This window comes from Neobacillus sp. BF23-41, from assembly GCF_041106275.1.
The window spans coordinates 65401-91457 of record NZ_JBGBPR010000003.1 but is presented as its reverse complement, the minus strand read 5'-3'; the positions used below and the strand labels follow the sequence as shown (position 1 = coordinate 91457).

Annotated in this window: 31 protein-coding genes and 1 riboswitch; of the genes, 26 read left to right on the top strand and 5 right to left on the bottom strand. The window is 36.2% G+C overall.

What is annotated here, in order from left to right; genetic code table 11:
* The first annotated feature begins 24 nt into the window (after positions 1-24).
* The 4 genes from sigX (at position 25) to AB7942_RS06185 (ending at position 3859) form a co-directional block, all read left to right on the top strand.
* Positions 25-576, top strand: coding sequence for an RNA polymerase sigma factor SigX (gene sigX, locus AB7942_RS06200; RefSeq protein ID WP_369446212.1), 552 nt, complete (start codon positions 25-27; stop codon positions 574-576).
* On the top strand, positions 551-1726 hold the full coding sequence (locus tag AB7942_RS06195; RefSeq protein ID WP_369446211.1) for a hypothetical protein: 1176 nt from the start codon (positions 551-553) through the stop codon (positions 1724-1726). The genes sigX and AB7942_RS06195 overlap by 26 nt, the downstream gene beginning before the upstream one ends.
* A 167-nt stretch (positions 1727-1893) precedes the next feature.
* Positions 1894-2649 carry a peptidoglycan DD-metalloendopeptidase family protein gene (locus AB7942_RS06190; RefSeq protein WP_369446210.1) on the top strand — a complete coding sequence of 252 codons (756 nt, stop codon included), beginning with the start codon at positions 1894-1896 and terminating at the stop codon, positions 2647-2649.
* 327 nt (positions 2650-2976) lie between these two features.
* A riboswitch (FMN riboswitch) is annotated at positions 2977-3108 on the top strand.
* A gap of 166 nt (positions 3109-3274) precedes the next feature.
* On the top strand, positions 3275-3859 hold the full coding sequence (locus AB7942_RS06185) for an ECF transporter S component (RefSeq protein ID WP_088088831.1): 585 nt from the start codon (positions 3275-3277) through the stop codon (positions 3857-3859).
* Positions 3860-3973: 114 nt separating this feature from the next.
* On the opposite strand, the gene AB7942_RS06180 is transcribed toward AB7942_RS06185, so the two are convergent.
* Entirely contained in the window at positions 3974-4222 is a 249-nt protein-coding gene (locus AB7942_RS06180; RefSeq protein WP_024030326.1) for a ferredoxin, read from the bottom strand.
* A 262-nt stretch (positions 4223-4484) separates the two neighbouring features.
* On the opposite strand from AB7942_RS06180, the gene AB7942_RS06175 reads away from it, so the two are divergent.
* From AB7942_RS06175 to AB7942_RS06155, 5 genes are all read left to right on the top strand, one after another.
* The gene (locus AB7942_RS06175) at positions 4485-5519 is read left to right on the top strand and encodes a YpbB family protein (protein ID WP_369446209.1); all 1035 of its coding nucleotides are present in this window, start codon (positions 4485-4487) and stop codon (positions 5517-5519) included.
* On the top strand, positions 5519-7033 hold the full coding sequence (locus AB7942_RS06170) for a RecQ family ATP-dependent DNA helicase (protein ID WP_369446208.1): 1515 nt from the start codon (positions 5519-5521) through the stop codon (positions 7031-7033). The genes AB7942_RS06175 and AB7942_RS06170 overlap by 1 nt, the downstream gene beginning before the upstream one ends.
* Complete coding sequence (locus AB7942_RS06165) at positions 7030-7617, top strand: CPBP family intramembrane glutamic endopeptidase (RefSeq protein WP_369446207.1); 588 nt, start codon at positions 7030-7032, stop codon at positions 7615-7617. The genes AB7942_RS06170 and AB7942_RS06165 overlap by 4 nt, the downstream gene beginning before the upstream one ends.
* A gap of 14 nt (positions 7618-7631) precedes the next feature.
* Positions 7632-8345, top strand: a complete 714-nt coding sequence (locus AB7942_RS06160) for a LysM peptidoglycan-binding domain-containing protein (protein WP_369446206.1) — start codon at positions 7632-7634, stop codon at positions 8343-8345.
* 91 nt (positions 8346-8436) lie between these two features.
* Positions 8437-8892, top strand: coding sequence for a YpbF family protein (locus tag AB7942_RS06155; RefSeq protein WP_088088827.1), 456 nt, complete (start codon positions 8437-8439; stop codon positions 8890-8892).
* 219 nt (positions 8893-9111) lie between these two features.
* Here AB7942_RS06155 and cotJC read toward each other — a convergent pair whose 3' ends face one another.
* Genes cotJC through AB7942_RS06140 form a run of 3 tightly spaced genes read right to left on the bottom strand, consistent with a single transcriptional unit; the run spans position 9112 to position 10190 of the window.
* The gene (gene cotJC, locus AB7942_RS06150; RefSeq protein WP_369446205.1) at positions 9112-9681 is read right to left on the bottom strand and encodes a spore coat protein CotJC; all 570 of its coding nucleotides are present in this window, start codon (positions 9679-9681) and stop codon (positions 9112-9114) included.
* A gap of 21 nt (positions 9682-9702) precedes the next feature.
* Positions 9703-9963, bottom strand: coding sequence for a spore coat protein CotJB (locus AB7942_RS06145; protein ID WP_088088825.1), 261 nt, complete (start codon positions 9961-9963; stop codon positions 9703-9705).
* Positions 9960-10190 (bottom strand): spore coat associated protein CotJA, encoded by a 231-nt coding sequence (locus tag AB7942_RS06140; RefSeq protein WP_088088824.1) that lies wholly within the window; start codon positions 10188-10190, stop codon positions 9960-9962. Before AB7942_RS06140 ends, AB7942_RS06145 begins: the two co-directional genes overlap by 4 nt.
* A gap of 148 nt (positions 10191-10338) precedes the next feature.
* Here AB7942_RS06140 and AB7942_RS06135 point away from each other — a divergent pair, with 148 nt between their 5' ends.
* The 15 genes from AB7942_RS06135 to fni all read left to right on the top strand — a co-directional run bounded on the left by AB7942_RS06135 (position 10339) and on the right by fni (position 23613).
* On the top strand, positions 10339-10974 hold the full coding sequence (locus AB7942_RS06135) for a CBS domain-containing protein (RefSeq protein WP_369446204.1): 636 nt from the start codon (positions 10339-10341) through the stop codon (positions 10972-10974).
* Between the two features lie 54 nt (positions 10975-11028).
* On the top strand, positions 11029-11397 hold the full coding sequence (locus tag AB7942_RS06130; protein WP_369446203.1) for a hypothetical protein: 369 nt from the start codon (positions 11029-11031) through the stop codon (positions 11395-11397).
* A 24-nt stretch (positions 11398-11421) separates the two neighbouring features.
* Complete coding sequence (locus tag AB7942_RS06125) at positions 11422-12210, top strand: metallophosphoesterase (protein ID WP_369446202.1); 789 nt, start codon at positions 11422-11424, stop codon at positions 12208-12210.
* A 69-nt stretch (positions 12211-12279) separates the two neighbouring features.
* The gene (locus AB7942_RS06120; RefSeq protein ID WP_369446201.1) at positions 12280-12861 is read left to right on the top strand and encodes a genetic competence negative regulator; all 582 of its coding nucleotides are present in this window, start codon (positions 12280-12282) and stop codon (positions 12859-12861) included.
* Positions 12862-13102: 241 nt separating this feature from the next.
* Positions 13103-14380: a Glu/Leu/Phe/Val family dehydrogenase gene (locus AB7942_RS06115; RefSeq protein WP_088088820.1), complete on the top strand. Its 1278-nt coding sequence runs from the start codon at positions 13103-13105 to the stop codon at positions 14378-14380.
* A 95-nt stretch (positions 14381-14475) separates the two neighbouring features.
* Complete coding sequence (locus tag AB7942_RS06110) at positions 14476-15456, top strand: YpdA family putative bacillithiol disulfide reductase (protein WP_369446200.1); 981 nt, start codon at positions 14476-14478, stop codon at positions 15454-15456.
* Positions 15456-16412 carry an asparaginase gene (locus AB7942_RS06105; protein ID WP_168246236.1) on the top strand — a complete coding sequence of 319 codons (957 nt, stop codon included), beginning with the start codon at positions 15456-15458 and terminating at the stop codon, positions 16410-16412. The genes AB7942_RS06110 and AB7942_RS06105 overlap by 1 nt, the downstream gene beginning before the upstream one ends.
* Positions 16413-16526: 114 nt before the next feature.
* Positions 16527-17216 carry a glutamic-type intramembrane protease PrsW gene (prsW, locus tag AB7942_RS06100; RefSeq protein ID WP_369446199.1) on the top strand — a complete coding sequence of 230 codons (690 nt, stop codon included), beginning with the start codon at positions 16527-16529 and terminating at the stop codon, positions 17214-17216.
* 145 nt (positions 17217-17361) lie between these two features.
* Positions 17362-18201: a spore cortex-lytic enzyme gene (sleB, locus tag AB7942_RS06095; RefSeq protein WP_483310848.1), complete on the top strand. Its 840-nt coding sequence runs from the start codon at positions 17362-17364 to the stop codon at positions 18199-18201.
* A 14-nt stretch (positions 18202-18215) separates the two neighbouring features.
* Positions 18216-19565, top strand: a complete 1350-nt coding sequence (gene ypeB, locus AB7942_RS06090; RefSeq protein ID WP_369446197.1) for a germination protein YpeB — start codon at positions 18216-18218, stop codon at positions 19563-19565.
* Positions 19566-19644: 79 nt separating this feature from the next.
* A complete protein-coding gene (locus AB7942_RS06085) occupies positions 19645-19824 on the top strand; it encodes a YpfB family protein (RefSeq protein WP_088088814.1) in 180 nt (59 codons plus the stop codon).
* A 157-nt stretch (positions 19825-19981) separates the two neighbouring features.
* Positions 19982-20656: a (d)CMP kinase gene (gene cmk, locus AB7942_RS06080; protein WP_369446196.1), complete on the top strand. Its 675-nt coding sequence runs from the start codon at positions 19982-19984 to the stop codon at positions 20654-20656.
* Positions 20657-20658: 2 nt separating this feature from the next.
* The gene (locus tag AB7942_RS06075; protein WP_369446195.1) at positions 20659-21240 is read left to right on the top strand and encodes a lysophospholipid acyltransferase family protein; all 582 of its coding nucleotides are present in this window, start codon (positions 20659-20661) and stop codon (positions 21238-21240) included.
* Between the two features lie 163 nt (positions 21241-21403).
* The gene (rpsA, locus tag AB7942_RS06070; RefSeq protein WP_369446194.1) at positions 21404-22543 is read left to right on the top strand and encodes a 30S ribosomal protein S1; all 1140 of its coding nucleotides are present in this window, start codon (positions 21404-21406) and stop codon (positions 22541-22543) included.
* An 11-nt stretch (positions 22544-22554) separates the two neighbouring features.
* Positions 22555-23613 (top strand): type 2 isopentenyl-diphosphate Delta-isomerase, encoded by a 1059-nt coding sequence (fni, locus tag AB7942_RS06065; RefSeq protein WP_088088810.1) that lies wholly within the window; start codon positions 22555-22557, stop codon positions 23611-23613.
* Positions 23614-23657: 44 nt separating this feature from the next.
* Here fni and AB7942_RS06060 read toward each other — a convergent pair whose 3' ends face one another.
* Positions 23658-23798, bottom strand: coding sequence for a YpzI family protein (locus AB7942_RS06060; RefSeq protein WP_369446193.1), 141 nt, complete (start codon positions 23796-23798; stop codon positions 23658-23660).
* A 108-nt stretch (positions 23799-23906) separates the two neighbouring features.
* Here AB7942_RS06060 and AB7942_RS06055 point away from each other — a divergent pair, with 108 nt between their 5' ends.
* Both AB7942_RS06055 and der read left to right on the top strand, forming a co-directional pair.
* Positions 23907-24515 carry a YphA family membrane protein gene (locus tag AB7942_RS06055; protein WP_088088808.1) on the top strand — a complete coding sequence of 203 codons (609 nt, stop codon included), beginning with the start codon at positions 23907-23909 and terminating at the stop codon, positions 24513-24515.
* Positions 24516-24737: 222 nt separating this feature from the next.
* Complete coding sequence (der, locus tag AB7942_RS06050; RefSeq protein ID WP_088088807.1) at positions 24738-26048, top strand: ribosome biogenesis GTPase Der; 1311 nt, start codon at positions 24738-24740, stop codon at positions 26046-26048.
* The last annotated feature ends 9 nt before the right edge of the window (positions 26049-26057 follow it).

Sequence of the window (26057 nt, the reverse complement as noted above, 5' to 3'; positions counted from 1 at the left end):
TATTATGAACGGGGAGGGGAATTGATGGACTCCGTTTTCGATGAACTTTACCAAAAATATCATCATGACGTTTTTCAATTTCTATTTTATATGGTCAGGAACAAAGAACATGCCGAGGATCTTGTCCAAGAAGTCTATATAAGAGTCTTTAAATCTTATCGCCGTTTTGAAGGGAAAAGCAGTGAGAAAACCTGGTTGTTTTCGATTGCAAGAAATGTAGCCATTGACTTCTTCCGAAAACAAAAGGGATGGAAAGAACGTTTACTCGAAAAATTTGATTGGTCCACCGATCAGCTGAAAGATGGATATCCTATACCAGAAGAAATCACGGTACAAAAGGAAGAAATTAGGTGGGTTTACAACTGTCTAGACTATTGCACAATGGATCAAAGAGCTGTTATTATTCTGCGATATATTCAAGATTTATCGATTGCTGAAACAGCCCAGGCATTAGGATGGACAGAAAGCAAGGTGAAAACGACACAGCACCGTTCGTTAAAGGTATTGAAGAAACATATGGAAATGTCTTATCAGAAGGAGGGAGCGGTTAGTGAAAAAGTCAGAGTGGAGCGATAAGCAGCTCGAAGAACTATTAAGGCAAATGCCCAAAATACAAGATGATCGCAATCCTCGTGACATTTATCAGAATCTTTCTATAAAAAAGACAAAAATAAAACAATGGCTCCTGCCTGGCCTCGCTACCGCATGTGCATTGCTCATTTTCTTCATCTTAGTTCCTAAATTAATGGTCGGAACCCAATACTCAGAGGATAAAGCAAGTCAAAAAAATGCTTCATCTGGGCAGGAAATGCAAACAGCGGATGAAGATTCCTCCATTGCTTTGAAAAAAGAAGATGACAATTTAAAAGCAAAGACCTTTTCTGCAGCTGAGAATAATGAACTTTTGAAAACTGCAGTTTATGATGATGATGTAGACAATGGAAGGGTCTTAACTTATTGGATTCCAGATCCACAAGCGCAAATACTTGTTCCAGTTTCCACTATAGTAAATGATTCAAATGATAAATCATGGCTAACTATATTTAATGAAAACATGGTGAGTTTAAAGGAAGAAGAATGGGGTTTAAGCGAATTTTATCCACTTAATGCTACGCTGAGGCTTGATAATAAAAATAAAGCTGTTTTGGTTGATGTGCCGTCAACCCATCAGTACGGCCAAGGATCAACAACAGAAACAAATTTTATGAATGTATTACAAAAAGATATTTCTTCTAACAGTCATATTAAAAAAATCCAATTTTCAACAAATGGTGAGCCTGGAATTGAACTAGGGAATCTTGGCAGGAAAGAGCAAATTGAAGTCGTCCAAAAGAAGAATCATGCCTTCTTCTTTTATTTTTCCAAAGATAGTGAAATCCCCTACTTAGTTCCATCAGTAAAGACGTATACTGATATTAATAGGGCTTTGGAGGCAATGAAGAATGATCAGCCCTTATTAGGGTTAAAAAGTTCACTTTTTCCAGCTCTGCCGATTAAGGATGTATCCATTAAAGAAAAAACTTTATTTGTTACAATAGATGAAAATTCGAGTCTACGAGAAGACCAAGTTACGATTAACGCTTATGAGTCCTTGTTATTAACAGCTAAAGAATTTGGTTTAGAAAAAGTCATTATAAAAAATTCGCCTATAAAAAAAATCGGAACATTTAACCTATCAAAGGAAAACAAGGTCCCGCGTGCTCCAAACCTACGGACGCTTCAATAATTATTCTCAATCAACCCCAAGTGGTTGATTTTTTTTATCATGAATAAAATAACTATAATCTCCAAATTATAACAAGTATGTCTAATCGCTCCTTCACCAAGGTCCATGTTCTAAAAGTGAAACAACTAACATATTGTGTGGAGGAGGAAAAGAACTAAGGAGGTTGAATGAAGAAAATGCGAGACTACATAAAAAGGGTTCTTATTGCCCTAATTATGGCGCTATGTGTCAGTTTGTTATTTTTTGGTGGAATACATTCCGAAGCAAGTATGAAGGATGAGAAAGAGATAAAGGATGGGTGGATATGGCCTGCAGACGGTATTATTTCTGATACATATGGAACGAGAATGGGTAAACATAAGGGAATTGATATTGCTGGAAAATTGAACACCCCTGTTCTTGCCGTCGATGATGGTCAAGTAGTTAAATCCTATTATTCGAATACATATGGAAATGTAGTATTTATAAAACATCCAAGTCATTTTGTTACTGTCTATGCCCATTTAAACAAGCGAACTGTATTAGAAGGTCAAAGTATTAAGCAGGGAACCGTAATAGGGAAAATGGGGAGAACAGGACAAGCTACTGGGACCCATCTTCATTTTGAAACCCACCAGTATGAGTGGAGATATGATAAGAAATATGCATTGGATCCAGAAAAGTTCTTAGGAAAAGCGGACACAGGCGAGAATGTACAGGGTGGAATAGCTGGAATCAATGATGATGTATTAGAAGCAAGCTCCCATGTAAAACTTCAAAAGGAAGACAAAACAGAGAAAGGAAAAAAGCAATATATCGTCAAACAAGGCGACACATTGTACTCCATTTCGAGGAAAAGAAATATGACGGTAACACGTATTAAACAACTTAACCATCTGTCCTCGGATCTTATTAAACCTAAGCAAGTATTAAATATAAATTGAGATAATAAACAACCCGTGGACTCAAGTGTCTGCGGTTTTTTTTTAAGATAAGTATAAGTTTTGAACCTAGACAACTGTCTAGCACAAGCGGCCCAACGGCTAGTGTACTTCGCCCTTTTCCCTACGATAAGTCAAGCACGAATGCGCTAGTGCTTTCCGTGTTTCCTTTATCTCAGTCAAAGTGCTCCAGTACATACGCCGCTAAACGGGCGCTTTCGCTTTTCTTGTGGATACTGTATAAAAAATTTACAAATGAGTTAAAACGTAAACCTTTTACTTAACAAAAAATGCAGGAAGCAGTATAATTATATTTGTAATTAAATATCGATCTATCTTCGGGGCAGGGTGAAATTCCCGATCGGCGGTATTTGAGTGAAACTCATAAGCCCGCGAGCCGTTTTGGCAGGATTTGGTGTGATTCCAAAGCCGACAGTATAGTCTGGATGGGAGAAGATGGAGGTTCTGCAGACGTTCAAAAAATTAATGTTTAATGAACGTTTATTAAGCGTGCCTTTGTAAACTCCCTCAAGTATATTTTCTTGAGGGAGTTTTTATTTACTTAGGACTCGACTGTTTGCTGAACCTCTCTTCCTAAACGCGATGGATCAAAAAAGGAGAGAGGAAGATGAAGAAGATGAAGAAACAGAGGAAAATGAACGTAAGGGCATATGTGTCAATTGGAATGTTGAGCAGTATTGCATTTCTGTTAATGCTAATACAATTTCCATTGCCTTTATTCCCAAATTTCTTGTTTGTCGATTTCAGCGATATCCCAGCATTAATTGCCACATTGATTTTTGGACCAATTGCAGGAATATTAGTTGAGTTTTTTAAAAATGTCCTTAATTATATTCAGACAGGAAGTTTTACAGGAATTCCTGTTGGCCATATAGCCAATTTTGCTGCTGGCATTGTGTTTATCCTGCCAACATATTTCGTATATAATAGACTCAAAACTAGAAAAGGTATGACATTAGCGTTAATCGCCGGGACAGCTATAATGGCGGTAATGATGAGTATATTAAATTACTTCTTCATTTTACCGGCTTATACTGCTCTTATGGGATTCCCTGATATGCGTAATTTGGTAGTCCCTGCTATCTTGCCTTTTAACTTAATAAAAGGTGTTATGATGTCATCCATCTTTATGCTTCTGTTTATTCGGATGCAGGCATGGATTAATAAGAACACAACAATTAAAAGCGTCTAATAAATAAAAACAACAGGATGGACTCATTCCTCCTGTTGTTTTTTTGTAAAAAATTAAAACCTCTCACCTTAAAAAGGAGAGAGGCAGTAGCTTAACAATTGTTTTACCTAAATATTATTCAAATTTAGTTGGATTGCCATCAAAAGCTTCGTCAGCTACCTTAATGGAATCAGTAGGACAGCCTTCAAAAGCATCCATCATATCATCGATTAATACATCTGGAATTTCAACAATTCCTTCATTATCATCAAGAGTTACAAATGCAATGCCTTCATCATCATAATCATAAATATCTGGTGCTGCTGCGCCGCAAGCCCCACATGCAATGCAAGTTTCCTTATCCACAATTGTGTACTTTGCCATGAAAAAAACCTCCCAGTAATATAAACAAAATTATTCTTACACATTTTCCATTATCAAATTGAAAACGGATAACTCATATCTATTGTAAAACTGTATCGATAACTTTTCAATAGAAAAATACCCATATTACTGTAGTTTATATGGTTGAATTTCTAATTCTTACACATTTTTGGACAACAATCTACTTAATTTCATGGTAGAATAAAGAAGAAAAATGGATATTTTGTCGATAATGTACGAAAGATGGTGGGGGACTCATATAATGCAAATTGAATCCATTATTCTATATAGTGTCAAACAATTAAACAGGGAACGGACGATTTACTCCGTCTATCACCTGTTGAATGGAAAAAAATCATCACAAACTATCCAAGACGCCCACCTATTTTCATTAAAAAAATTTTTTGGGATTTATGAGCAATTAACAAGGGACTCCTTTGATGAAATATATCAATCAATGGTAGAAAAAAATTGGTTATTAAATAAAGGGGAACAACGATTCGATGTAACGACCTCTGGAATGACACTTCTAGAAAACAAACTCTTGCCCAAATATATAAATGGCTGGACCTTTCATCAAATAACCTCTCTATTTTGGGAAAGATTGTCCCTACTAATTCAGGTAGTATCCAATCTTGCTTTTGGGGAATCAAGATATATACCCATTCAAAAAAACAAAGACGTCCATATCTGGTTAAAATCTACTCTAAAGGTTATCACCGTACCTAGGATGGAGATAGGGACTACTGTCTATTCAGAGTTAAATGAATGTTTTAATACAGTGAAAGACATGGACCCATCACTTTTAGTGTTTCGGTTAACTGGTTTTCAGCAGATTGGATTAACCCCTCTACAAGTAGCAAAAAAGCTGAATTTGGATTTTCACGATTATCAGATTGGGTTTACTAATGCCCTTCATTACTTGATTCAAAAAATAATGGAAGACGGTAATCAGTTTAAAATCTTACCTTATCTTATCCATGATCTAATGCAAGATGATGAATTAACCCTTTCCTCAAGGAAAACACAGTCATTATTATTACAAGGATATAGCCTTGATATGATTGCAAATCTCAGACACTTAAAAATAAGTACAATAGAAGATCATCTTGTTGAATTAGCCTTAAATGTAAAGGATTTTTCCATTGATACCTACGTCAATAGTGAGTTACAAAATAAGATTTTGGAAGTTTCGCGGCAAAAAGTAACCAAACAGCTAAAAGTGATAAGAGAAGAAGTAGATACTGCTACTTATTTTCAAATTAGGTTAGTTTTAGCGAAATATGGTGATAGATAATGGAATTAGAAAAGGTTTTAAAAAAACATTTTGGTTATCAAACGTTTAAGACTGGACAAAAAGAGGTAATCACCTCGATTCTTGCTGGGCAGCATACACTGGCCATGCTCCCAACTGGAACTGGAAAATCCCTGTGTTACCAACTTCCTGGGATTATTTTAGAGGGGCAAATTTTAATTATTTCTCCTCTTCTATCATTAATGCAGGATCAAGTGGAACAATTTAAAAGATTTGGTGAAAAAAGAGTCATTGCTTTAAACTCTTTTCTTTCGGGAGAGGAAAGAAATAGGGCCCTACATCATTTAAGTCAATATAAATTTATCTTCATATCACCTGAAATGTTGAGAGTTCCCTATATCCTTCGTAAACTTCAAGAGCTTACGATTGCATTGTTTGTTGTAGATGAAGCCCATTGTATTTCCCAATGGGGCTTTGATTTTCGCCCGGATTATTCAAAACTAGGTGAGATTCGAAAGAAATTCGGTAATCCACTAACGCTTGCACTGACAGCGACAGCTACAATAAAGGTACGACAGGACATTGTTGCTTCACTTGATTTAGAGGAAATAGTAAAAATAGAATCGACCATAGACCGACCAAATATCGGCTTTTATGTAAAAGAACTATTTGATTACCGCGATAAACAAGCCAGTGTCCTCGAGTTTGTTGCCAAATTGAAAAAACCGGGAATTATTTATTTTTCAAGTAAAAAAGCTGCCGAACAGATGGCGACCTTACTAACAGAAAAAGGAATCTGTCAGTCTATGGCCTATCATGGCGGATTGGATCAAAATACAAGAATACTGATTCAACAACAGTTTATCTATGGGCAATTAGATGTAATATGTGCTACGAGTGCTTTTGGCATGGGTATTAATAAAGAAAATATCCGTTTTATTATTCACTATCACATGCCAATGCAAATAGAATCTTTTCTACAGGAAATCGGAAGGGCAGGTCGTGATGGCGAACCGAGTATTGCCATCCTTTTATATTCGCCAGGGGATGAACAGCTTCCAATCCAGCTTGCAGAGAATGAATTGCCATCTGAACAGCAAATAGACTGGTTGTTTAAAAAGGTAGAACATGACCATCTTCTGAAGGATGGAAAGATCAATCTAAATACGAAACTAATGGAGCTTGGCGGTTTTACCGATATTCAATGGAGGATTGTTGAGGACTTTGTAAATAAGTCATTTCTAGAAATGACTAGCCTTGAAAAATTACAATGCACTATTAATGATTTTGTTGAGGAAAGATTATCCATTAAGAAAAATAATATTTATTGCATGAAAAAATGGATTGAAACCAATTTTTGCAGACGTGAATATATTTTACATTATTTTGATGAAATATTGTCTAACAAGCTAAATCCATGCTGCGACATTTGCGGGCTTCAAATAAATGATTATCAAACTAATAATTCTAATCATTTTCCTTCAGTAAAAACAAATGAAAAAAACTGGAACGACTATCTTGCTAAAATTCTAATCAATTGTGAGTTGAGGGAATGAAAAAAAAGTATTTTGAATTAATTAATGGATTAACGGATAAAGATTTGCTTTTTCACTTGTACATGACACAGGGAATTCTCTGTGGGATCTCATTGATATTAGGATTTATATTTTTTGACCATTTCTCCTATTTGGATAATATTTCTTTGAATGACTTTCATATTATATCAATCGGTCTCCCTGCCGGTATTACAGTGGTAATGGCCGATATTCTTTTAATGAAATCGCTGCCTTCGTCCTTTTATGATGATGGCGGTTTGAATGAAAGAATATTTAAAAATAGAAATTTGTTTCACATCTTTATCATTGCCCTTTTAGTAGCTTTTAGTGAAGAATTATTGTTTAGAGGGATCATTCAAACAAAAGTAGGCCTCATTTTAGCAAGTATTATTTTTGCAATCATCCACTATCGATACCTTTTTAATTGGTTTTTGTTTGTAAATATTGTTGTATTAAGCTTTTTTATTGGTTTAATATTTCAGTGGACAGACAATTTAGCAGTCACAATTGTTATGCATTTTGTCATTGATTTTTTATTAGGAGTCTATATAAAAATTAAACAACCAATCAGAGAAGATGAATAGGGAGGAGTGGCTCCATGAATAATGAAAAACCATTCAGGGACCAAGCGGAAAGATTAAAACAGCGAATAGAAAAAATTAATGAAAAAGTCGAAGACATGGAAGTTTTGCCTCCACGGGAGCAGATACATCGTCCAAAGAAGAAAAAAACAAAATGGAAGCTAAAATATCCACTTATTCGTCTATTAGTTTTGTTCTTTATCCTCCTGCCTATAATCATATTTAGTGTAATCTCTTACCGTGACGGTGCTAAAAAAATAAATGGGGTTGAAAAATCATCAGGAGAAACAGTAGGGTATGAAACGATTAATTTGGAAAATTCTAAAGATGACGAGGAAACCCTAGAAACTCCTGATGAAACGAAGGAAGCAATTTCTGAAGCTAACGATTCTGAAGAACCTAGCGTAGAATCTAACGCCGGAGTAGAACAGACTGAAACGGCTGTGGATACATCTGTTCAACCCGAGAGTACAAATAAAAACAAAACGGATTCTCAGGTATCAGATATTAATGGTGAAAAAGAAAAAGAGTCAGAAACTAGCTTAGTATCGACAGAACCAGAAGATAGTAAAATCATTTCTCATACGGTTAAACCAAATGAAAACCTTTATAGGATAGCAATGACGTATTATCAATCCCCAAAGGGAATGGATATTATTATGGAGGCAAACCATCTAACGAGTAACCAACTAAATGCAGGGCAGGTTTTGAAAATACCAATAAACAATTAACCGATCCAAAATGATCGGTTTTTTTTAATAGAAAAACATAATAGAAGGGACAAGTTCATATGTATATACAGAGAAATGGAGCGTGATAAAAATGGATTCTCCAATCCAATTACTTGAAAATACTGATCAGGCAACCAAGCAGGCTCTTGAAAATGTAAGAAAACGAAAAGAAAAATTTGACCGTTTTAAAAAGCGGCATATTCTTTCAATTTGGGCAACAATTATTTTAGCAGCTAGTTTCTTAACCTATTTGTATATCACAGTTGCCAGTATTTATTCCTATTCCTTTGCTGCAATGTTTTCGGCGTTTGTAAATGACTCCAATAATTTAACATTGTTGGTTTTTTGTGTCGGAATGTACGGTACAATGAATTTACTTAAAGCAAAAAAAGACAAAGCAGAAAAGGAATATCATGAATTAAGATGTGAAATTGTCGATCGCAGTAAGGATTATTGGAAAAAAGAAGAAGAATGGAAATCACGTCACATTGTTTTTGAAATGATGAAAACTAAATATGACATAAACCTATATCATGAAAAAAAATAAGAAGCAGAACTAAACTGCTTCTTATTGTTATCGAGAGAAACTAAGTATAAGATTTTGAACTTAGATTACTGTCTAGCTCCAGCGCCCAGCGTCTAGTGGACTTCACTCTTCTCCCTACGATAAGTCAACATCGGATCGCTAGCGCTCTCCGTGTTTCCTTTATCTCAGTCGAAGCGCTCCAGTCCATACGCCGCTAAACGGGCGCTTCCGCTTTTCTTATTAGAATATAGTCTTTTTACCACGTTCGTCTTTTAATATTTCCACAGCTTCCCGGAAGCGTTGCGAATGGATGATTTCCCGTTCACGTAAGAAGCGCAGACTATCATTGATATCAGGATCATCACTTATGTTAATCAACCATTGGTAGGTAGCCCTTGCCTTTTCTTCTGCTGCAATATCTTCATATAAATCTGCAATTGGATCACCCTTAGCGGTTATATAAGTAGCTGTAAATGGGGCTCCTGCGGCATTATGGTAGTATAATGCACTATCATGGTCAGCATAATGTGCTCCCAATCCTGCTGTTTTCATTTGCTCAGGCGTGGCGTCTTTCGTTAATTTGTAGACCATTGTAGCAATCATTTCGAGGTGGGCGAACTCTTCTGTACCGATATCTGTTAGAAGACCAATTACCTTATCTGGAATTGTGTATCGTTGGTTTAAGTATCGGAGTGCAGCAGCAAGTTCGCCGTCGGCACCCCCATATTGCTCAATTAAATATTTTGCTAATGTTGGATTACAAGTACTGACTCGAACTGGGTACTGTAATTTTTTCTCATAAACCCACATTGAGCTCTTCCCTCCCTTTAATTAAACTTGCCACGGCCATGGGGTATCTTTCCAGTTCCATGGATATCCGGAGTAGCTATTTCCAAATTGAAGCAATGGACCAAATTGGCTTTCAAATGCCTTTTTGATACGTTTACGTTCTTTTGCGTAATGATTGAATTGATTGATTGCCTCTAGGTCATCAGGATGGGTATCTAAATATAATGTGAGTTCTACTAAAACAAAGTCAACCGTTTGAAGCTGCTCCATTATTTGATAATATTCGGCAGGGACCTGTGTCATGTTGGCAGGCCCCCTTTTGCTTTCTCGAACGAATTGTACCAAGGATCATAGAAGTCCTTCCAGAGCGTGCCAGCTCTCAGTGCTTCTTGAGGTGAAAATTGTGGAAGATTAGGTGGTTGAAAGCCCATATATAAATGTGGTGGGGTTGAGTAAGTTTTTTCAAGAATTGGCTTGCAAGGGTCAAACGGACTCGCATAAGGATGATAGGATTTAAAGTGTGTATTCATTTTAGCCCTCCCTTTATTCAACATCATTTAATAATATGAATTTTTCGTTTTTCTATGACATTTATCTTATTAAAATATAAAGGGGTTTATCTAAGGATTGTCGAAGTATAATAGATAATACAGATAATCAATTTTGAGGTGATGGGAATTGTTTGTTAAAAATATTATGATTCCAAAGCATGAATGTTTTACTGCACAGGAAAATACGACACTGACAGAGGCCTTGGAAAGATTAGAAAAATATCAAATTGATGGACTACCGGTTTTAAATGGAGATAAGTATGTAGGGGTTGCGACGAGATATTGTATTTATGAAAGTTTCTTTCATTCTGATAAACAAAAGGATGAGTACTTAACCTCAACTTTTGTAAAAGATATTGCTACACATCAAGATAAGTTTTTAGAGGGTAGAGAACTATTCGAGAAAACTCTTCTTGATTTAAAGGATTTTCCTTTATTGTCTGTTGTTGATGAAAACAAAAATTTCCTTGGAGTGGTTACTCGTTCGGATGTAATCAGTTCATTTGAGAGTGCATTTGGAGTAAATCGCCCAGGTGTAAGGATTGCCTTTACATCAGTTGAAACTGAAGGTCGGATTGCTCGTCTGTCTGAAATTGCCCATCAATTCCATGAACATATTATTTCTCTTGTTACTTTTGATGAAACTGATAAACTTGTCCGAAGAATTGTAATGAAGATTGAAAAGAAGAACAATATTGACAAATTTACAAAGAGGCTGGAAGAACATGGGTTCAGAATTTTAAGTATCGAAGAGGACCAATAACTGAATTAGGTAATATTTTCAATCCTTCTCATACATTGTATGGGAGGGATTTTTATGTATAAAAAAGTATTGACGGATTTGGTTATTTTTCTAAGTGGATATCTGCTCATTAAATGGATTACGATTCCTCATCCATTTGTCCTTTCTGAGTTCTTTATAGGGCTTGTAATAAATCCATTAAAATTTTTTGTAGCTTCAGTGGTTTTTTTTATTGGCTTTCTCGTTACCGGAAAAGTTATTCGTGAGCTGTTACATAGGACAAGAAAAATAGGGAAGAAACGAGAAAAATTAGGTATGAATCTTTTCTTGGAATATCTCTTCCTTTTTATTATTTTTTTCCTTCTTTTTAATATGGGATGGGAGCAAACCCTTGTCTTTTTTAGTTTAAGTCTTTTTTATGGTATGATTTCCATTGAACTTTAAGTTAAGAAATGGGGAAAAAGAAATATGGTTATTAGTTTAGTTGTCCTGTTCATCGGTGGTGGATGTCTTCTTATATATATGTTACGTGAAGCATTTTTAAATAAAGTAATAGAGCATGAATTATCTTTTTCAGACTTTCCTAAATCTCTAGGCAGTGTTTCGATCTTTTTTATATCGGATATTCATAGGAGAAAGATATCTGATAAAATTATTAACCCTGTTAAGGGGAAGGCAGATATAGTTGTAATCGGCGGAGATTTAACAGAAAAAGGGGTTCCTTTTGAGAAAGTTAAAGCAAACTTGTTGAAACTAAAGCAAATTGGTCCTGTCTACTTTGTATGGGGAAACAATGATTATGAAGTAGATTATCATAAATTAGATGCCATCCTCCTGGAGTTAGGTATTAAAGTATTAGATAACACCGCGGTGACTTTTGAATCAGCCCAAGGTGAAAAATTTTGTTTACTTGGTGTAGATGATTTAAAGCAAGACCGAGATCGTCTGGATTTAGCCTTACTAGATGCAGAGGAGAAAAGTTTTAAAATTCTAGCAAGCCATTATCCTGATATTACAAATAAAATTCTTTCTGAACATGAAATTCGCTTAGTGTTATGTGGTCATACACACGGGGGGCAAATTCATATTTTAGGATATAGTCCACATGAAAGAGGGAAAATAAAAAGATTAGATAATACCATTCTTCTTATTAGTAATGGTTATGGTACCACTACCATCCCTTTAAGGTTGGGGGCACCTGCTGAATGTCACTTGATTACACTAAAGTGGAATTCTGATTTGGAAGGAAAAATATAGACAATTCACCAACAGGACCCCAGGGCATACACTGAAAACAAGAGTTATGTCACGGCAGGGGGCAAAATCATGCGCTTAGAACGCTTAACGGCCAATAAAATAAAAATTTTTCTAACCTCTGATGATTTATTTGACAGGGGACTCTCCAAAGAAGATATTTGGAAAGACTCAATAAAATGGAATCAGCTTTTTCATGATATGGTGGAAGAGGCAAGTGAGGAATTTGACGTTGATATTCAAGGTTCTGTGGCGGTAGAGGTGTTCTCCCTCCAGGCTCAAGGGATGATATTGATCATTACCGTTGATGAAGCAATTGAAGATGAGGAAATTCTATACGATGGATTTATTGAAATGCAAGTAAGGATGGAAGGTTTTGAGGACCTATTGTATGAGTTTGATGATTTTGAGGATATAATTGGTCTTTCAAAAAGACTGTCCACTGTCAATATTTTTGGTGGAAGCCTATATGCAATGCATAACCGCTATTATTTATTAATGAATAATTTAGAAACTGAAAAAAATATTAAGGCTGCTTGTGTTTTATCTGAATTTGGTAATGCTTCTATTCTAAGTCCGTACGTTTTAGCTGAGTATGGGAAACGAATAATCGAAAATAATGCGGTGGAAACTATTCTTCAATATTTCAAGTAATTTAGCTACTTTTTAAGAAAGTAAGTTAGAGAAGGGCAACCACCGCCCTTCCAATCATTAAAAGTTATTAAGATATAATTTGTAGCCATTGCAATTTTAGAAATCCTTTAAAAATGCAGTTGGCAACGTTTACATAATGGTTCAGGTAGTTGTTTTTTTCACTTGCATAAATCAATTAAAGGTGTATACTTGTGTCTGAAAGCTGACAACATTCGTAGCATTTTTTTAGGGAGGATTACAAATGGTAGCCGATAAAGATAATGAAAAGACTAATCAAGAGGAAAAGCATGATGTGTTGAAATCGACACAAACCGTTATACATAAAGCCCTTGAAAAGTTAGGTTATCCTGAAGAGGTATACGAGCTCTTAAAAGAGCCATTACGTTTAATGACAGTTAAAATTCCAATTAGAATGGATGACGGTTCCATAAAAATATTTACTGGTTACCGTGCCCAGCATAATGATGCTGTGGGGCCAACAAAGGGTGGGATTCGTTTCCATCCAGGTGTGACAGAAACGGAAGTGAAAGCACTTTCAATTTGGATGAGCTTAAAATGTGGCATTGTCGATCTTCCGTATGGCGGTGGTAAAGGCGGTATTGTCTGCGACCCTCGTGATATGTCCTTTAGAGAGCTTGAAAGATTAAGCCGGGGATACGTAAGAGCAATCAGTCAAATTGTTGGACCAACTAAAGACATTCCAGCTCCTGATGTGTTTACCAATTCGCAAATCATGGCTTGGATGATGGATGAATATAGCCGAATTGATGAATTTAATTCACCAGGTTTTATTACGGGTAAACCGCTTGTTCTTGGTGGGTCACATGGACGTGAGTCTGCAACGGCAAAAGGAGTAACAATCTGTATCCAAGAGGCTGCTAAAAAGAAGGGTATTCAAATTGAGGGTGCAAGGGTTGTTATTCAAGGTTTTGGTAATGCTGGAAGCTTTTTATCTAAATTCATGCACGATGCAGGTGCAAAAGTAATTGGAATTTCTGATGCATACGGAGCTTTGCATGATCCAAATGGTTTGGATATTGATTATCTATTAGATAGACGAGATAGCTTTGGAACGGTTACAAAATTATTTAATAACACGATTACAAATAAGGAATTGCTAGAACTTGAATGCGATATTCTTGTTCCTGCTGCAATAGAAAATCAAATTACTGAAGAAAACGCTCATAATATTCGTGCAAGCATCGTGGTAGAGGCGGCAAATGGTCCAACTACACTAGAGGCGACAGAGATTTTAACAGAACGAGGAGTTCTCCTTGTCCCGGATGTATTAGCATCTGCCGGTGGTGTAACCGTTTCTTATTTCGAATGGGTTCAAAATAACCAAGGTTACTATTGGTCTGAGGAAGAAGTAGAAGAAAAACTGGAAAAGGTAATGATAAAATCCTTTAACAATATTTATGACACTGCCCAAACACGCCGTGTCGATATGCGACTTGCTGCATATATGGTTGGAGTTAGAAAAATGGCAGAGGCAAGCCGTTTTAGAGGCTGGATTTAAAACTTAACCATTGAAACATAGTGAAAAAACTCCTATCATAGACGATAGGAGTTTTTTTGTTATCCTGAATGATTGTTTTAAGGGGTGTACTAATTATGCAAATAGAAGATATCATTATTGTTGGCGGTGGCCCATGTGGTTTAGCAGCGGCGATCGCAGTTCAGGATATAGGGAAAAAACCACTTATTATTGAAAAAGGAAATGTGGTGAATTCAATTTATCACTACCCTACACATCAAACATTTTTTAGTACAGCAGAAAAATTAGAAATTGGCGAAGTACCCTTTATTACAGAACATTATAAGCCTAAAAGAAATCAGGCGCTTGTTTATTATCGAGAAGTTGCCAAACGGAAACAGTTACGAATAAATGCGTTTGAAAAAGTAACCAGTGTATCAAAACAAGGTGAGCTATTTCATGTTTATACCAATAAAAATACTTATTGTGCCCGCTATGTAATCATCGCAACCGGTTATTATGATCATCCCAATTATATGGAGGTACCTGGTGAAAATTTATCCAAGGTATTTCACTATTTTAAAGAAGCCCATCCATTTTATGATAAAGATGTTTGTGTGATTGGTGGGAAAAATTCTAGTGTTGACGCTGCAATAGAACTTGTGAAGGCTGGAGCAAGAGTGACAGTTTTATATCGTGGTGAAAAATACTCTCCAAGTATAAAGCCATGGATTCTTCCTGAATTTGAAGCGTTGGTCCGGGCGGGAACCATTTTGATGGAATTTAACGCTACCCTAAAAGAAATAACGGAAAATCAAGTTGTATATATAAAAGACCATAACGAAAATGTGATAAGCAATGATTTTGTATTTGCAATGACAGGCTACCATCCAGATCATCAATTTTTACGGAACATGGGTGTTAAAATAGATGGGGAATCAGGGCGACCCTTCTTTAATGCAGATACAATGGAGACAAATATTGAGGGAATATATATAGCAGGTGTAATTGCGGCAGGAAATAACGCAAATGAAATATTCATTGAAAATGGCAGGTTCCACGGTGGGGAAATTGCTTGCTCAATCCTAGAAAAAGATGCAAAAAGGGTGACAAAATGATGAAAAAAGTTGTCTTATTAACAACAGGTGGAACAATAGCAAGCAAGCCAAATAAAGATTCAGGAAAATTAGCCTCAGGTGCGTTAACTGGTGAAGAGCTCGCTAGTATGTGTAATTTGCCAAAGGACATTGAAGTCGTTATTGAATCTGTTTTTCAAAAAGCTAGTATTCATATCACATTTGATGATTTAATTTTATTAAAAAACAAAATTGAGGACTATTTTAAGGATGAAGATGTTTCAGGCGTGGTTGTCACACATGGAACGGATACAATGGAAGAAACATCCTATTTTCTTGATTTAACAATTAAAGACCCAAGAACTGTTGTTGTTACAGGTTCCCAGCGCTCGCCAGAGGATTTAGGCAGCGATGTATATATTAATTTGCGTCATGCCATTTATTGTGCTTGTTCTCATGATTTAAGGGATGCTGGCACCGTTGTCGTTTTTAATGAACGAATATTTGCTGCAAGATATGTAAAAAAAGAACATGCATCCAATATCCAGGGTTTCAATGCATTTGGATTTGGCTATCTTGGCATTATTGATAACGATCAAGTTCATGTTTTTCAAAAACCAATCAAAAGAGAGTATTTTGAAATAGAATCATCTATTCCTCAAGTCGAAATCATTAAATGCTATATTGGAGCTGATGGGAAATTTATTAAGGCAGCTCGTGAGGCGGGGATTGCTGGGATTGTCCTAGAAGGAGTGGGACGTGGTCAGGTTGCCCCTAAAATGATGGCAGAAATTGAAAAAGCTATTGCAGCGGGAATTAAACTGGTTGTCACTACTAGCGCAGAAGAGGGTTCAGTATACACAACCTATGATTATGAAGGAAGTGCCTTTGATCTTTTTAATAAGGGAGTTATTCTAGGGAGTGACAACGACTCCAAAAAAGCAAGAATTAAATTGGCTGTAGCCCTTGCTAGCAATTTGAAGGAAATTAAATTTTAAGCTAACCAAATGTCAAACGGTTGAAGTCGGCTTAATAAATGGAATGAATCTTTCATTTTCTTTATAGAGAATACATGATACGATTAAGAAAATGGATTGGAAAAGAGGTTCATCATGCTGGGAATATTATCCGCCGGAATTGCCCCCGGACTGGCCTTACTTAGTTATTTTTATTTAAAAGATGAATATGACTCAGAGCCAATATCCTTCGTTCTAAGGACATTTATGTACGGAGCCCTTCTTGTGTTTCCAATCATGTTTATCCAGCATGTACTTGAAACAGAACATATAATTAAATCTGATCTTTTCAATGCATTTCTTAGCTCAGGTCTATTTGAAGAGTTTTTCAAATGGTTTATCCTCTTTTATGTTGTCTATCAGCATGTAGAGTTTGATGAACCCTTTGATGGAATTGTCTATGGAGTAGCTGTTTCACTTGGTTTTGCTACAATAGAAAATGTCTTCTATTTAATAGCTAATGGAATCGAACATGCGGTAACACGTGCATTATTACCAGTTTCAAGTCACGCTCTATTTGGTGTAATTATGGGCTTTTATATTGGGAAAGCAAAGTTTACAGAAGGGAATAAAGCTAAATGGGTTGTATTTTCCCTTCTTTTACCATTTCTTCTCCACGGTGCATACGATTTTATCTTAATTTCCCAAGAAAATTGGCTCTTTATTATTTTTCCTTTTATGATTTTTCTTTGGTGGTTTGGACTAAGGAAAGTGAAAAAAGCTAAAATATTAAGTGCCAATCATATGAAAAAACAATATGCTGTCCAAAAAACCCTTCACTTGTAAAGGGTTTTTTTTTATTCTCATTAAGATGGAATAAAAACACCATTTAAACAAAAAATAGGTTTACTGATAAAAGATTTACAATGGGGGTTAATATTCCATGATAAAGAAAAAAATCCTGCTAAAATTTTCCGTATTAATTTTTCTTATGTTTGGGACATCTTCATTTATTGAAAGCAAGGAGGTCAGAGCTTTCTCTAATCAGATTATCCAAAAAGGTGCGGTCGGTGAAGATGTCATTGAACTGCAATCCAGGCTCCAGTATCTTGGATTTTACAATGGGAAGATTGATGGGGTGTTCGGATGGAGTACGTATTGGGCGTTAAGAAATTTTCAATATGAATTTGGGCTGCCAATTGATGGATTGGCGGGGTGGCCAACAAAATTAAAACTAGCCAAAGCAAGCAAATACAATGAACAGTTTGTAAAAAAGCAAATAAACTCAGGTAACAAATTTACACATTACGGTGGGGTAGATGAAAGTAAACAAAGTGTCCCTAATCCAGCAAACAAAGCACCAGCAAAACAAACACCCAAAAATACAGCTCCACCAAAAAATACAGCTCAAAAAAACACTTTACCAAAAAAAGGGACACCCAAAAAGCCAACAGCTGCTAACATACCAAATGGTTATTCACAAAATGATATCCAATTGATGGCTAATGCCGTTTATGGAGAATCAAGGGGCGAACCTTATACAGGTCAAGTTGCTGTTGCAGCTGTTATTCTCAATAGGGTAAATAGTTCAACATTTCCTAATACAGTTTCAGGAGTAATTTTTGAGCCTGGTGCTTTCACGGCCGTTGCTGATGGGCAAATTTGGCTAACACCAAATGAAAATGCTAAGAAGGCCGTAGTAGATGCAATCAATGGTTGGGATCCAACTGGAGAGGCATTATACTATTTTAACCCAGATACTGCTACTAGCGGCTGGATATGGGGACGACCTCAAATAAAACGAATCGGGAAACATATTTTTTGCAAGTAGAGAGGTGAATAGAATTGATTAGAGGAATATTAATAGGTGTTCTCGCTGTAGGTGTCGCGGGAACAGCCTATTGGGGCTACCAAGAACATCAGGAAAAAAATGCAATATTATTAAATGCAGAAAATACTTATCAACGAGCATTCCATGATCTTTCCTATCAAGTGGATTTATTACACGATAAGATTGGAACAACCCTTGCAATGAATTCAAGGCAATCCTTGTCTCCATCGTTAATTGAGGTATGGAGGATTACTTCAGAAGCACATAGTGATGTAGGGCAACTGCCGTTAACATTACTACCTTTTAACAAGACGGAGGAATTCTTGGCCAAAATTGGAAACTTCAGCTATCGAACCGCTGTTAGAGATTTAGACAAGGAACCATTGTCAAAGGATGAATACAACACTTTAAAGGTACTTTATAAGCAATCTGGTGATATTCAGGATGACCTTCGAAATGTACAGCATATGGTACTAAAAAATAACCTTCGCTGGATGGATGTTGAACTTGCCCTGGCTTCTGGCAAGGAATCTACGGATAATACGATAATTGACGGCTTTAAATCGGTAGAAAAGACAGTGACAGGCTATGAAGAATCGGACTTGGGCCCAACTTTTGTAAATATGCAAAAAAAGGATGAAAATTTTCAAAAAATCAAAGGAAAAACGATTTCCAAGCAAGAAGCAATTAAGATCGCCAAAAAGTACATGAAAATTGATGGGAATTCCGAAGTGAAAGTTACTGAAAATGGAAAAGGTTCCAATTATGGTTTTTATAGTGTTTCCATAAAAAATAAGAAAACCGGTGATGAAGGCAGTATGGACATTACCAAAAAAGCGGGACATCCCATTTGGTTTATTAACCATCGAGATGTAAAAAAACAAGTTCTCAGTTTAAATGATGCTGATAATAAGGCGGCAACTTTTCTAAAAGAAACAGGTTTTAAAGATTTAGAGATATTTGAAAGCACACAATATGACAATATCGGTGTTTTCAATTTTGTTTCAAAAATAAATGGTATTAGAATTTACCCTGAATCGATTAAAGTTAAAGTTGCTTTGGACAATGGCGATATTATTGGTGTATCCGCTGAGGAGTATTTAAAATCTTTTCAGACAAGGAAAATAGAAAAACCTGCTATTTCTTTAGAACAAGCTCGTGCAAAGGTGAATCCTAACTTTAAAGTAATGGAAGACCGGCAGGCCATTATTATAAATGACCTTAACGAAGAAGTGCTTTGTTATGAATTCCTTGGGACAATCGATGATGACACCTATCGTATTTTTATTAATGCAAAAAGTGGTGTAGAAGAAGATGTTGAAAAATTGAAGAATGCTGAGGCGGTATATGAAGACGTGATATAAGGAAAAGCAATTGCTTTTCCTTATATTTTTTTCAAATAACTCCAATAATAAATATATATTGATTTGTGGAGTGGATGTTATGAAAAAGGTAGAAAGAGTTTTAATTAAAGTTGTCATCATACAGTTTATTTTTCTATTTTTTGCACAGTTATTTTTCCACCAGTTGGATGTCTTTCCTCAAGTAAAACAATTAACAAAATACGAAGGGGTAAATGAAAATACATATACTGATATTCTTGAAACCTTCCAGGGAAAATGAGAAAGCAGGCCTGCCTGCTTTCTTTTGATTGAACATAATTATAATTGTCATTAAATTTCATTTTTATAGTCGTAAAAAAAGAGGCATTGATATATCTTGTGGTAAAATAAATAGTAGACAACATCTGAGATAATCATGATGGCAAATAGGAGGATTTATGGAAAAAAAAATATCAATCGCAATAGACGGCCCTGCTGCAGCCGGTAAGAGTACAGTTGCAAAAATTGTAGCAGAAAAACTTTCTTATATTTATATCGATACTGGTGCTATGTACCGGGCATTAACATATAAGGCAATAGTTAATCAGCTAAATTTAGAAAATGAAGATTCATTATTAGAGACATTATTATCTACGGATATTAAATTGCTGCCTTCTGAGAGTGGGCAATTAGTATATCTAGACGATCGAGATGTGACAGATGAAATTCGTTTTGCTGAAGTAACTAATTCGACTTCATATGTTGCTAAACATCAGAAGGTCCGTGAAGAAATGGTCAGAAGACAACAAGCTTTTGCCTCTAAAGGCGGAGTTGTAATGGATGGTAGGGACATCGGGACACATGTACTGCCAGGTGCAGAGGTAAAAGTATTCTTACTTGCTAGTGTCGAGGAAAGAGCTGAGAGGCGTCATATTGAAAATGTCCAAAAAGGATTTCCATCCGACTTAGAAAAGTTGAAAGAAGAAATTGCTCGTAGAGATAAAATCGACTCAGAGAGAGAAATAGCACCACTGAAAAAAGCTGATGATGCAATTGAAATTGATACAACCTCTTTGACAATTCCTGATGTTGTTGAAAAAATAATGACGTTGGTGCACGAAAGGATTGGATAAGTGTGACGTTTTATGCGTTTGCAAGGTCAGTTGTATATGGAGTTTTTAAGCCATGGTACAGGATTGAAGCCATCGGACGTGAACATTTCCCGAAAGAGGGCGGGGTTCTTCTTTGTTCTAATCATATCCATAATTTCGATCCTATGGTTGTAGGAATCATGGCACCACGACCCATTCACTATATGGCAAAAGAAGAGATTTTTTCCGTTCCTGTATTAGGTAATATTGTTAGGAAATGCAATGCATTTCCGGTTAAAAGAGGATTTAACGATCGTGAAGCACTTAGAACAGGTTTAAAGCTTTTAAAGGATGGTCATGTTTTCGGTCTTTTTCCAGAGGGAACAAGGAGTAAGACTGGGGAATTAGGAAAAGGACTTTCCGGAGCAGGATTTTTTGCTCTAAGATCAACAGCAGCGGTTGTACCTTGTGCTATTATTGGACCGTATAGAAGTTTCCGAAAATTAAAGGTCGTCTATGGACAACCCATTGACCTGGAAGAAATGAGAAAAGAGAAAGCTTCAGCAGAACAAGTTACTGAATTAATTATGTCAAAGATTGAAAAACTTAAAAAAGAACATCAATAGGTTCTGCTTGACAAAAAAGACTATTTGTAAGAAGTTAATGGAAAGAGTTTTTTTTTGAAAATTCACTGCTTTTAGGTTTGTTTTATATATGTTGAATGCTGCGTGGCATCCACCAGTTCATATATAGAATTTTTAGGAGTAAATGGATTAAGGAGGAATACATATGTCGGAAGAATTAAATCAAGTAGAAGTGAGAAACTTTGAAATCGGGGATAAAGTGACAGGACAAGTTACTAAAGTAGAAGAAAAGCAGGTGCTCGTGAATATCCAAGGCAGCAAAATTGATGGAATCATCCCAATCAGTGAACTTTCAAGCCTGCATATTGAAAAAGCATCAGATGCAGTCGTAGATGGTGATGAATTAGAATTAGAAGTTTTAAAAGTAGAGGAAGAAGCGATCATCCTTTCCAAAAGGAAAGTAGATGCAGAAAAAGCATGGGAGAGTTTAGAAAAACAATTCCAAAGTGGAGAAGTTTTTGAAGCTGAGGTTAAAGACGTCGTAAAAGGCGGCCTTGTTGTTGATCTCGGAGTTCGTGGTTTTGTACCAGCATCCCTCGTCGAAGCTCATTTTGTAGAAGATTTCAGCGATTATAAAGGCCGTATCCTAACCTTTAAAATTGTAGAACTTGATAAGGAAAAGAATCGCTTAATTCTTTCTCATCGAGCTGTTGTAGAACAAGAAAAAGGTAAACAAAAACAAAATCGCCTAACTGCAGTTCAAGTTGGCCAAATTATTGATGGTACAGTCCAAAGAATCACTGATTTTGGGGCATTCGTAGATATTGGCGGCATTGACGGTCTTGTTCATATTTCCCAATTATCTTATGAGCACATCGATAAGCCTTCTGATGTGGTTCATGAAGGGCAACAAGTACAGGTTAAGGTATTGAGTGTTGATCGTGATAATGAAAGGATTTCTTTATCGATTAAAGAAACACTTCCTGGACCTTGGTCAAATATTTCCGAGAAAGCACCAAAAGGAACCGTCTTAAAAGGAAAAGTGAAAAGATTGGTTTCTTATGGAGCATTTGTCGAAGTATTTCCAGGTGTTGAAGGGCTGGTTCATATCTCTCAAATTGCCCATAAACACATCGGTACACCACATGAAGTATTGAAAGAGGGACAGGAAGTAGACGTCAAAGTTCTTGAAGCAAATGAGTCAGATCAACGTTTATCCTTAAGCATTAAAGAACTTCTTGAAAAAGAGTATGAGGAAAACCATGACTATGAACTTCCTGAAGAGTCAAAAGGCTTTCAGCTTGGAGAAGTTATTGGAGATAAATTAAAGAATCTAGGAAAATAATGGTGATTTAAGTGTCTAGATCTGAACGAAAATGGGACCACATTCGTTATGCCCTTGATAATAGGAAACATCATGCTTCAGCTTTCAATGATATAAAATTTATTCACCAGGGATTACCGAATATCGGTGTGTTCGATGTTGGATTAGACCATGAATTTGGCGGACTTTATTTAAGTTCGCCAATTTTTATCAATGCCATGACCGGTGGTGGTGGTGAAAAAACTTATCGTATCAATAAAGAGCTGGCAATAGTAGCTAAAAATACCGGTTTAACAATGGCCGTTGGGTCACAAATGGCTGCATTAAAAGATAAAACTCAAAAATACACCTATGAAATTGTCCGTAAAGAGAATCCCAAAGGTGTTATTATTGCAAATTTAGGAAGTGAAGCCTCACCAGACGACGCGAAAGCTGCTATCGAGATGGTTGAAGCAAATGCCCTGCAAATACACTTAAATGTAATTCAAGAATTAACTATGCCAGAGGGAGATCGGGATTTTTCTGGTGCACTTAAAAGAATTGAATCCATTGTTAAAGAGCTAACAGTCCCTGTTATTGTGAAAGAAGTTGGTTTCGGAATGGCAAAGGAAACTGTTCATTCACTTTCGTCAATTGGCGTTAAAGTGGTTGATGTGGGCGGCTCTGGGGGAACAAATTTTGCTGAAATTGAAAATAAGCGCAGGGAAAAATCTCTGTCTTTTTTTAATCAATGGGGAATCCCGACGGGTGTATCTATTCTTGAAGCAACGTCAGTTTCTAATCATCTATCCATCATTGGCTCGGGGGGATTTATGTCAGCGCATGATATTGCAAAAGGAATAGCGATAGGAGCAGATGCAGTTGGCATGGCAGGTTATTTCTTGAAAATTCTTGTTAAAGATGGGATAGAATCTTTACAGAAAGAAATCGAAACCCTTCATGAGGAATTAAAAATGATTATGACTGCTTTAGGTACAAAGACTGTTTCAGATTTAAAAAATGCACCACTAATAATATCTGGCGAAACCTATCATTGGTTAAATCAAAGAGGCATAGATACAAAACAATATGCAAAGCGTTCCATTAATTAAAAGCTCCCGCAACCGCGGGAGCTTTTTGTAGTTATTTTCTACAGTTATTTTTTTCCGTCGTTTAATCCCCGTGCCTCTTCCGGGCTTGATAGCTTAGTAGCACTTGGGTAGTGCAAAGCCTGATCACGATCTGACTCCACTCTACTGCTTTCGCGTAACTTTTTTTCTTGTCGGTCTTTTCCCATTCCTACACACCTCCTCTTAATAAGATGATTCACACAGGAAATATTATTCAAGGAAGTATGAAACTACATAAAGATTACCAATAATGAAAATAATAGGAGGTGTATGAGTTGGAAGGGTTAATCTTTTATTGGAGCTGTTGGGCCTTTTGGATTTACTTAACATTTATTTTAGAAAAACAAAACCCATTTCGAGTTAAACTTGCTGCTATCGTTTTAATTGCACTAATATTATCTAATATTCAATTTATGGTAGGTGAATTTGAAATACAAGCAAGTGGATTATTTATTTTAGGTATCTGTTATTTATTCATAAGCCAGGAAAAACGAGGAGGAATAATTTACTTTTTTATTTGTTCATTCATAATAACAATCGCATATGTAACCTTCCATTTATTTGAGATATTTGATCCAATTTGGATCGTTTTTAAGAAGGAATGGATGATGGGTATAGCATTGTGGTATTTAGCCATACTATTGCAAAAAACTTTAAAAGGGAGATTGATCATAATTTTTGCAGGTGGTATGCAGGGAGAGATTTTATATGCCTATATATTAAATAAATTCCAATTTCCCTATTTGATTGGGGAATTTGCCTATTTAGATGTTTGTTCGTTAACGGCACTTTTGCTTGCAGGATGGAGTACATTGGAAAACGCAGGAACAATATTGCAAAATCATTTTCATTTCTTTGAAAAAGGAAAGCAAAAATCCTCGTAATTTAGAATCTTGTCAAGCTTCCCCATTGCGGGAAAGGAGTATCATTGATAATATAATATAGTTAGGCCCTTCTAGATGACAGAAGGGTTTCTTTACTTAATAAGAACTATAGGGAATTATCCCGCCTTATCGGGAAGTAAGACCCCCACTGAAGGAAGTTTCACTCTATGCTAACATACTAAATTGTATTTGATTATAGAAAAGAAAGGATGGCGATTGTAATTGGTTAAACCTGTTATTGCCATAGTAGGACGGCCCAACGTAGGAAAATCAACTATTTTTAATCGAATTGTCGGTGAACGTATTTCCATTGTTGAGGACATTCCAGGAGTTACAAGAGATCGTATTTATAGTTCAGGTGAGTGGTTAACACATGACTTTAACGTTATTGATACTGGAGGTATAGATATTGGTGACGAACCTTTTTTAGAGCAAATCCGCCAGCAAGCGGAAGTGGCGATTGATGAGGCTGATGTTATTATCTTCTTAACAAATGGACGAGAAGGGGTAACAGCAGCTGATGAAGAAGTGGCAAAAATATTATATAAGTCTAAAAAACCGGTTGTATTAGCTGTAAATAAAATAGATAATCCTGAAATGCGTGAAGATATCTATGATTTTTATTCATTAGGGTTTGGTGAGCCGATTCCAATTTCAGGGGCACATGGACTAGGGTTAGGTGACCTATTGGATGAGGCAGCAAGACATTTTCCAAAAAACAAGCCTATTGAATATGGTGAAGATGTAGTCAAATTTTCCTTAATTGGGCGGCCAAATGTAGGGAAATCCTCATTAGTAAATGCTATATTAGGCGAAGAACGTGTAATCGTAAGTGATATTGCCGGTACAACTCGTGATGCAGTCGATTCTCCATATACATTTAATGGGGGAAAATATGTCATAATTGATACAGCAGGAATTAGGAAAAAAGGGAAGGTATATGAGAGTACAGAGAAATATAGTGTCCTCCGTGCACTAAGGGCAATTGAACGTTCTGACGTTGTTCTTGTTGTCATTAACGCCGAAGAAGGAATCATTGAACAGGACAAAAAGATAGCTGGGTATGCACATGAAGCCGGCAGGGCTATCGTTATTGTTGTAAATAAGTGGGACGCTATTGAAAAAGATGAGAAGACCATGAAGGAACTTGAGCACAAGATCAGGGAACATTTCTTATTTCTTAGTTATGCTCCAATTGTGTTTTTATCCGCAAAAACAAAAAAACGAATTCATACACTTCTACCAATGATCAACACTGCTAGTGAAAACCACTCGATGAGGGTTGAAACAAGTGTGCTTAATGATGTCATCATGGACGCAGTAGCAATGAATCCGACCCCAACAGACAATGGCAGACGCTTAAAATTATATTATACAACCCAAGTGGCTGTTAAACCGCCGACCTTTGTTGTGTTTGTAAACGAACCTGAATTATTGCACTTTTCCTATGAACGCTTCCTAGAGAACAGAATTAGAGATGCTTTTGGATTTGAAGGAACTCCTATCAAAATTTTTGCAAGAGAAAGAAAATAAAAGATAAGG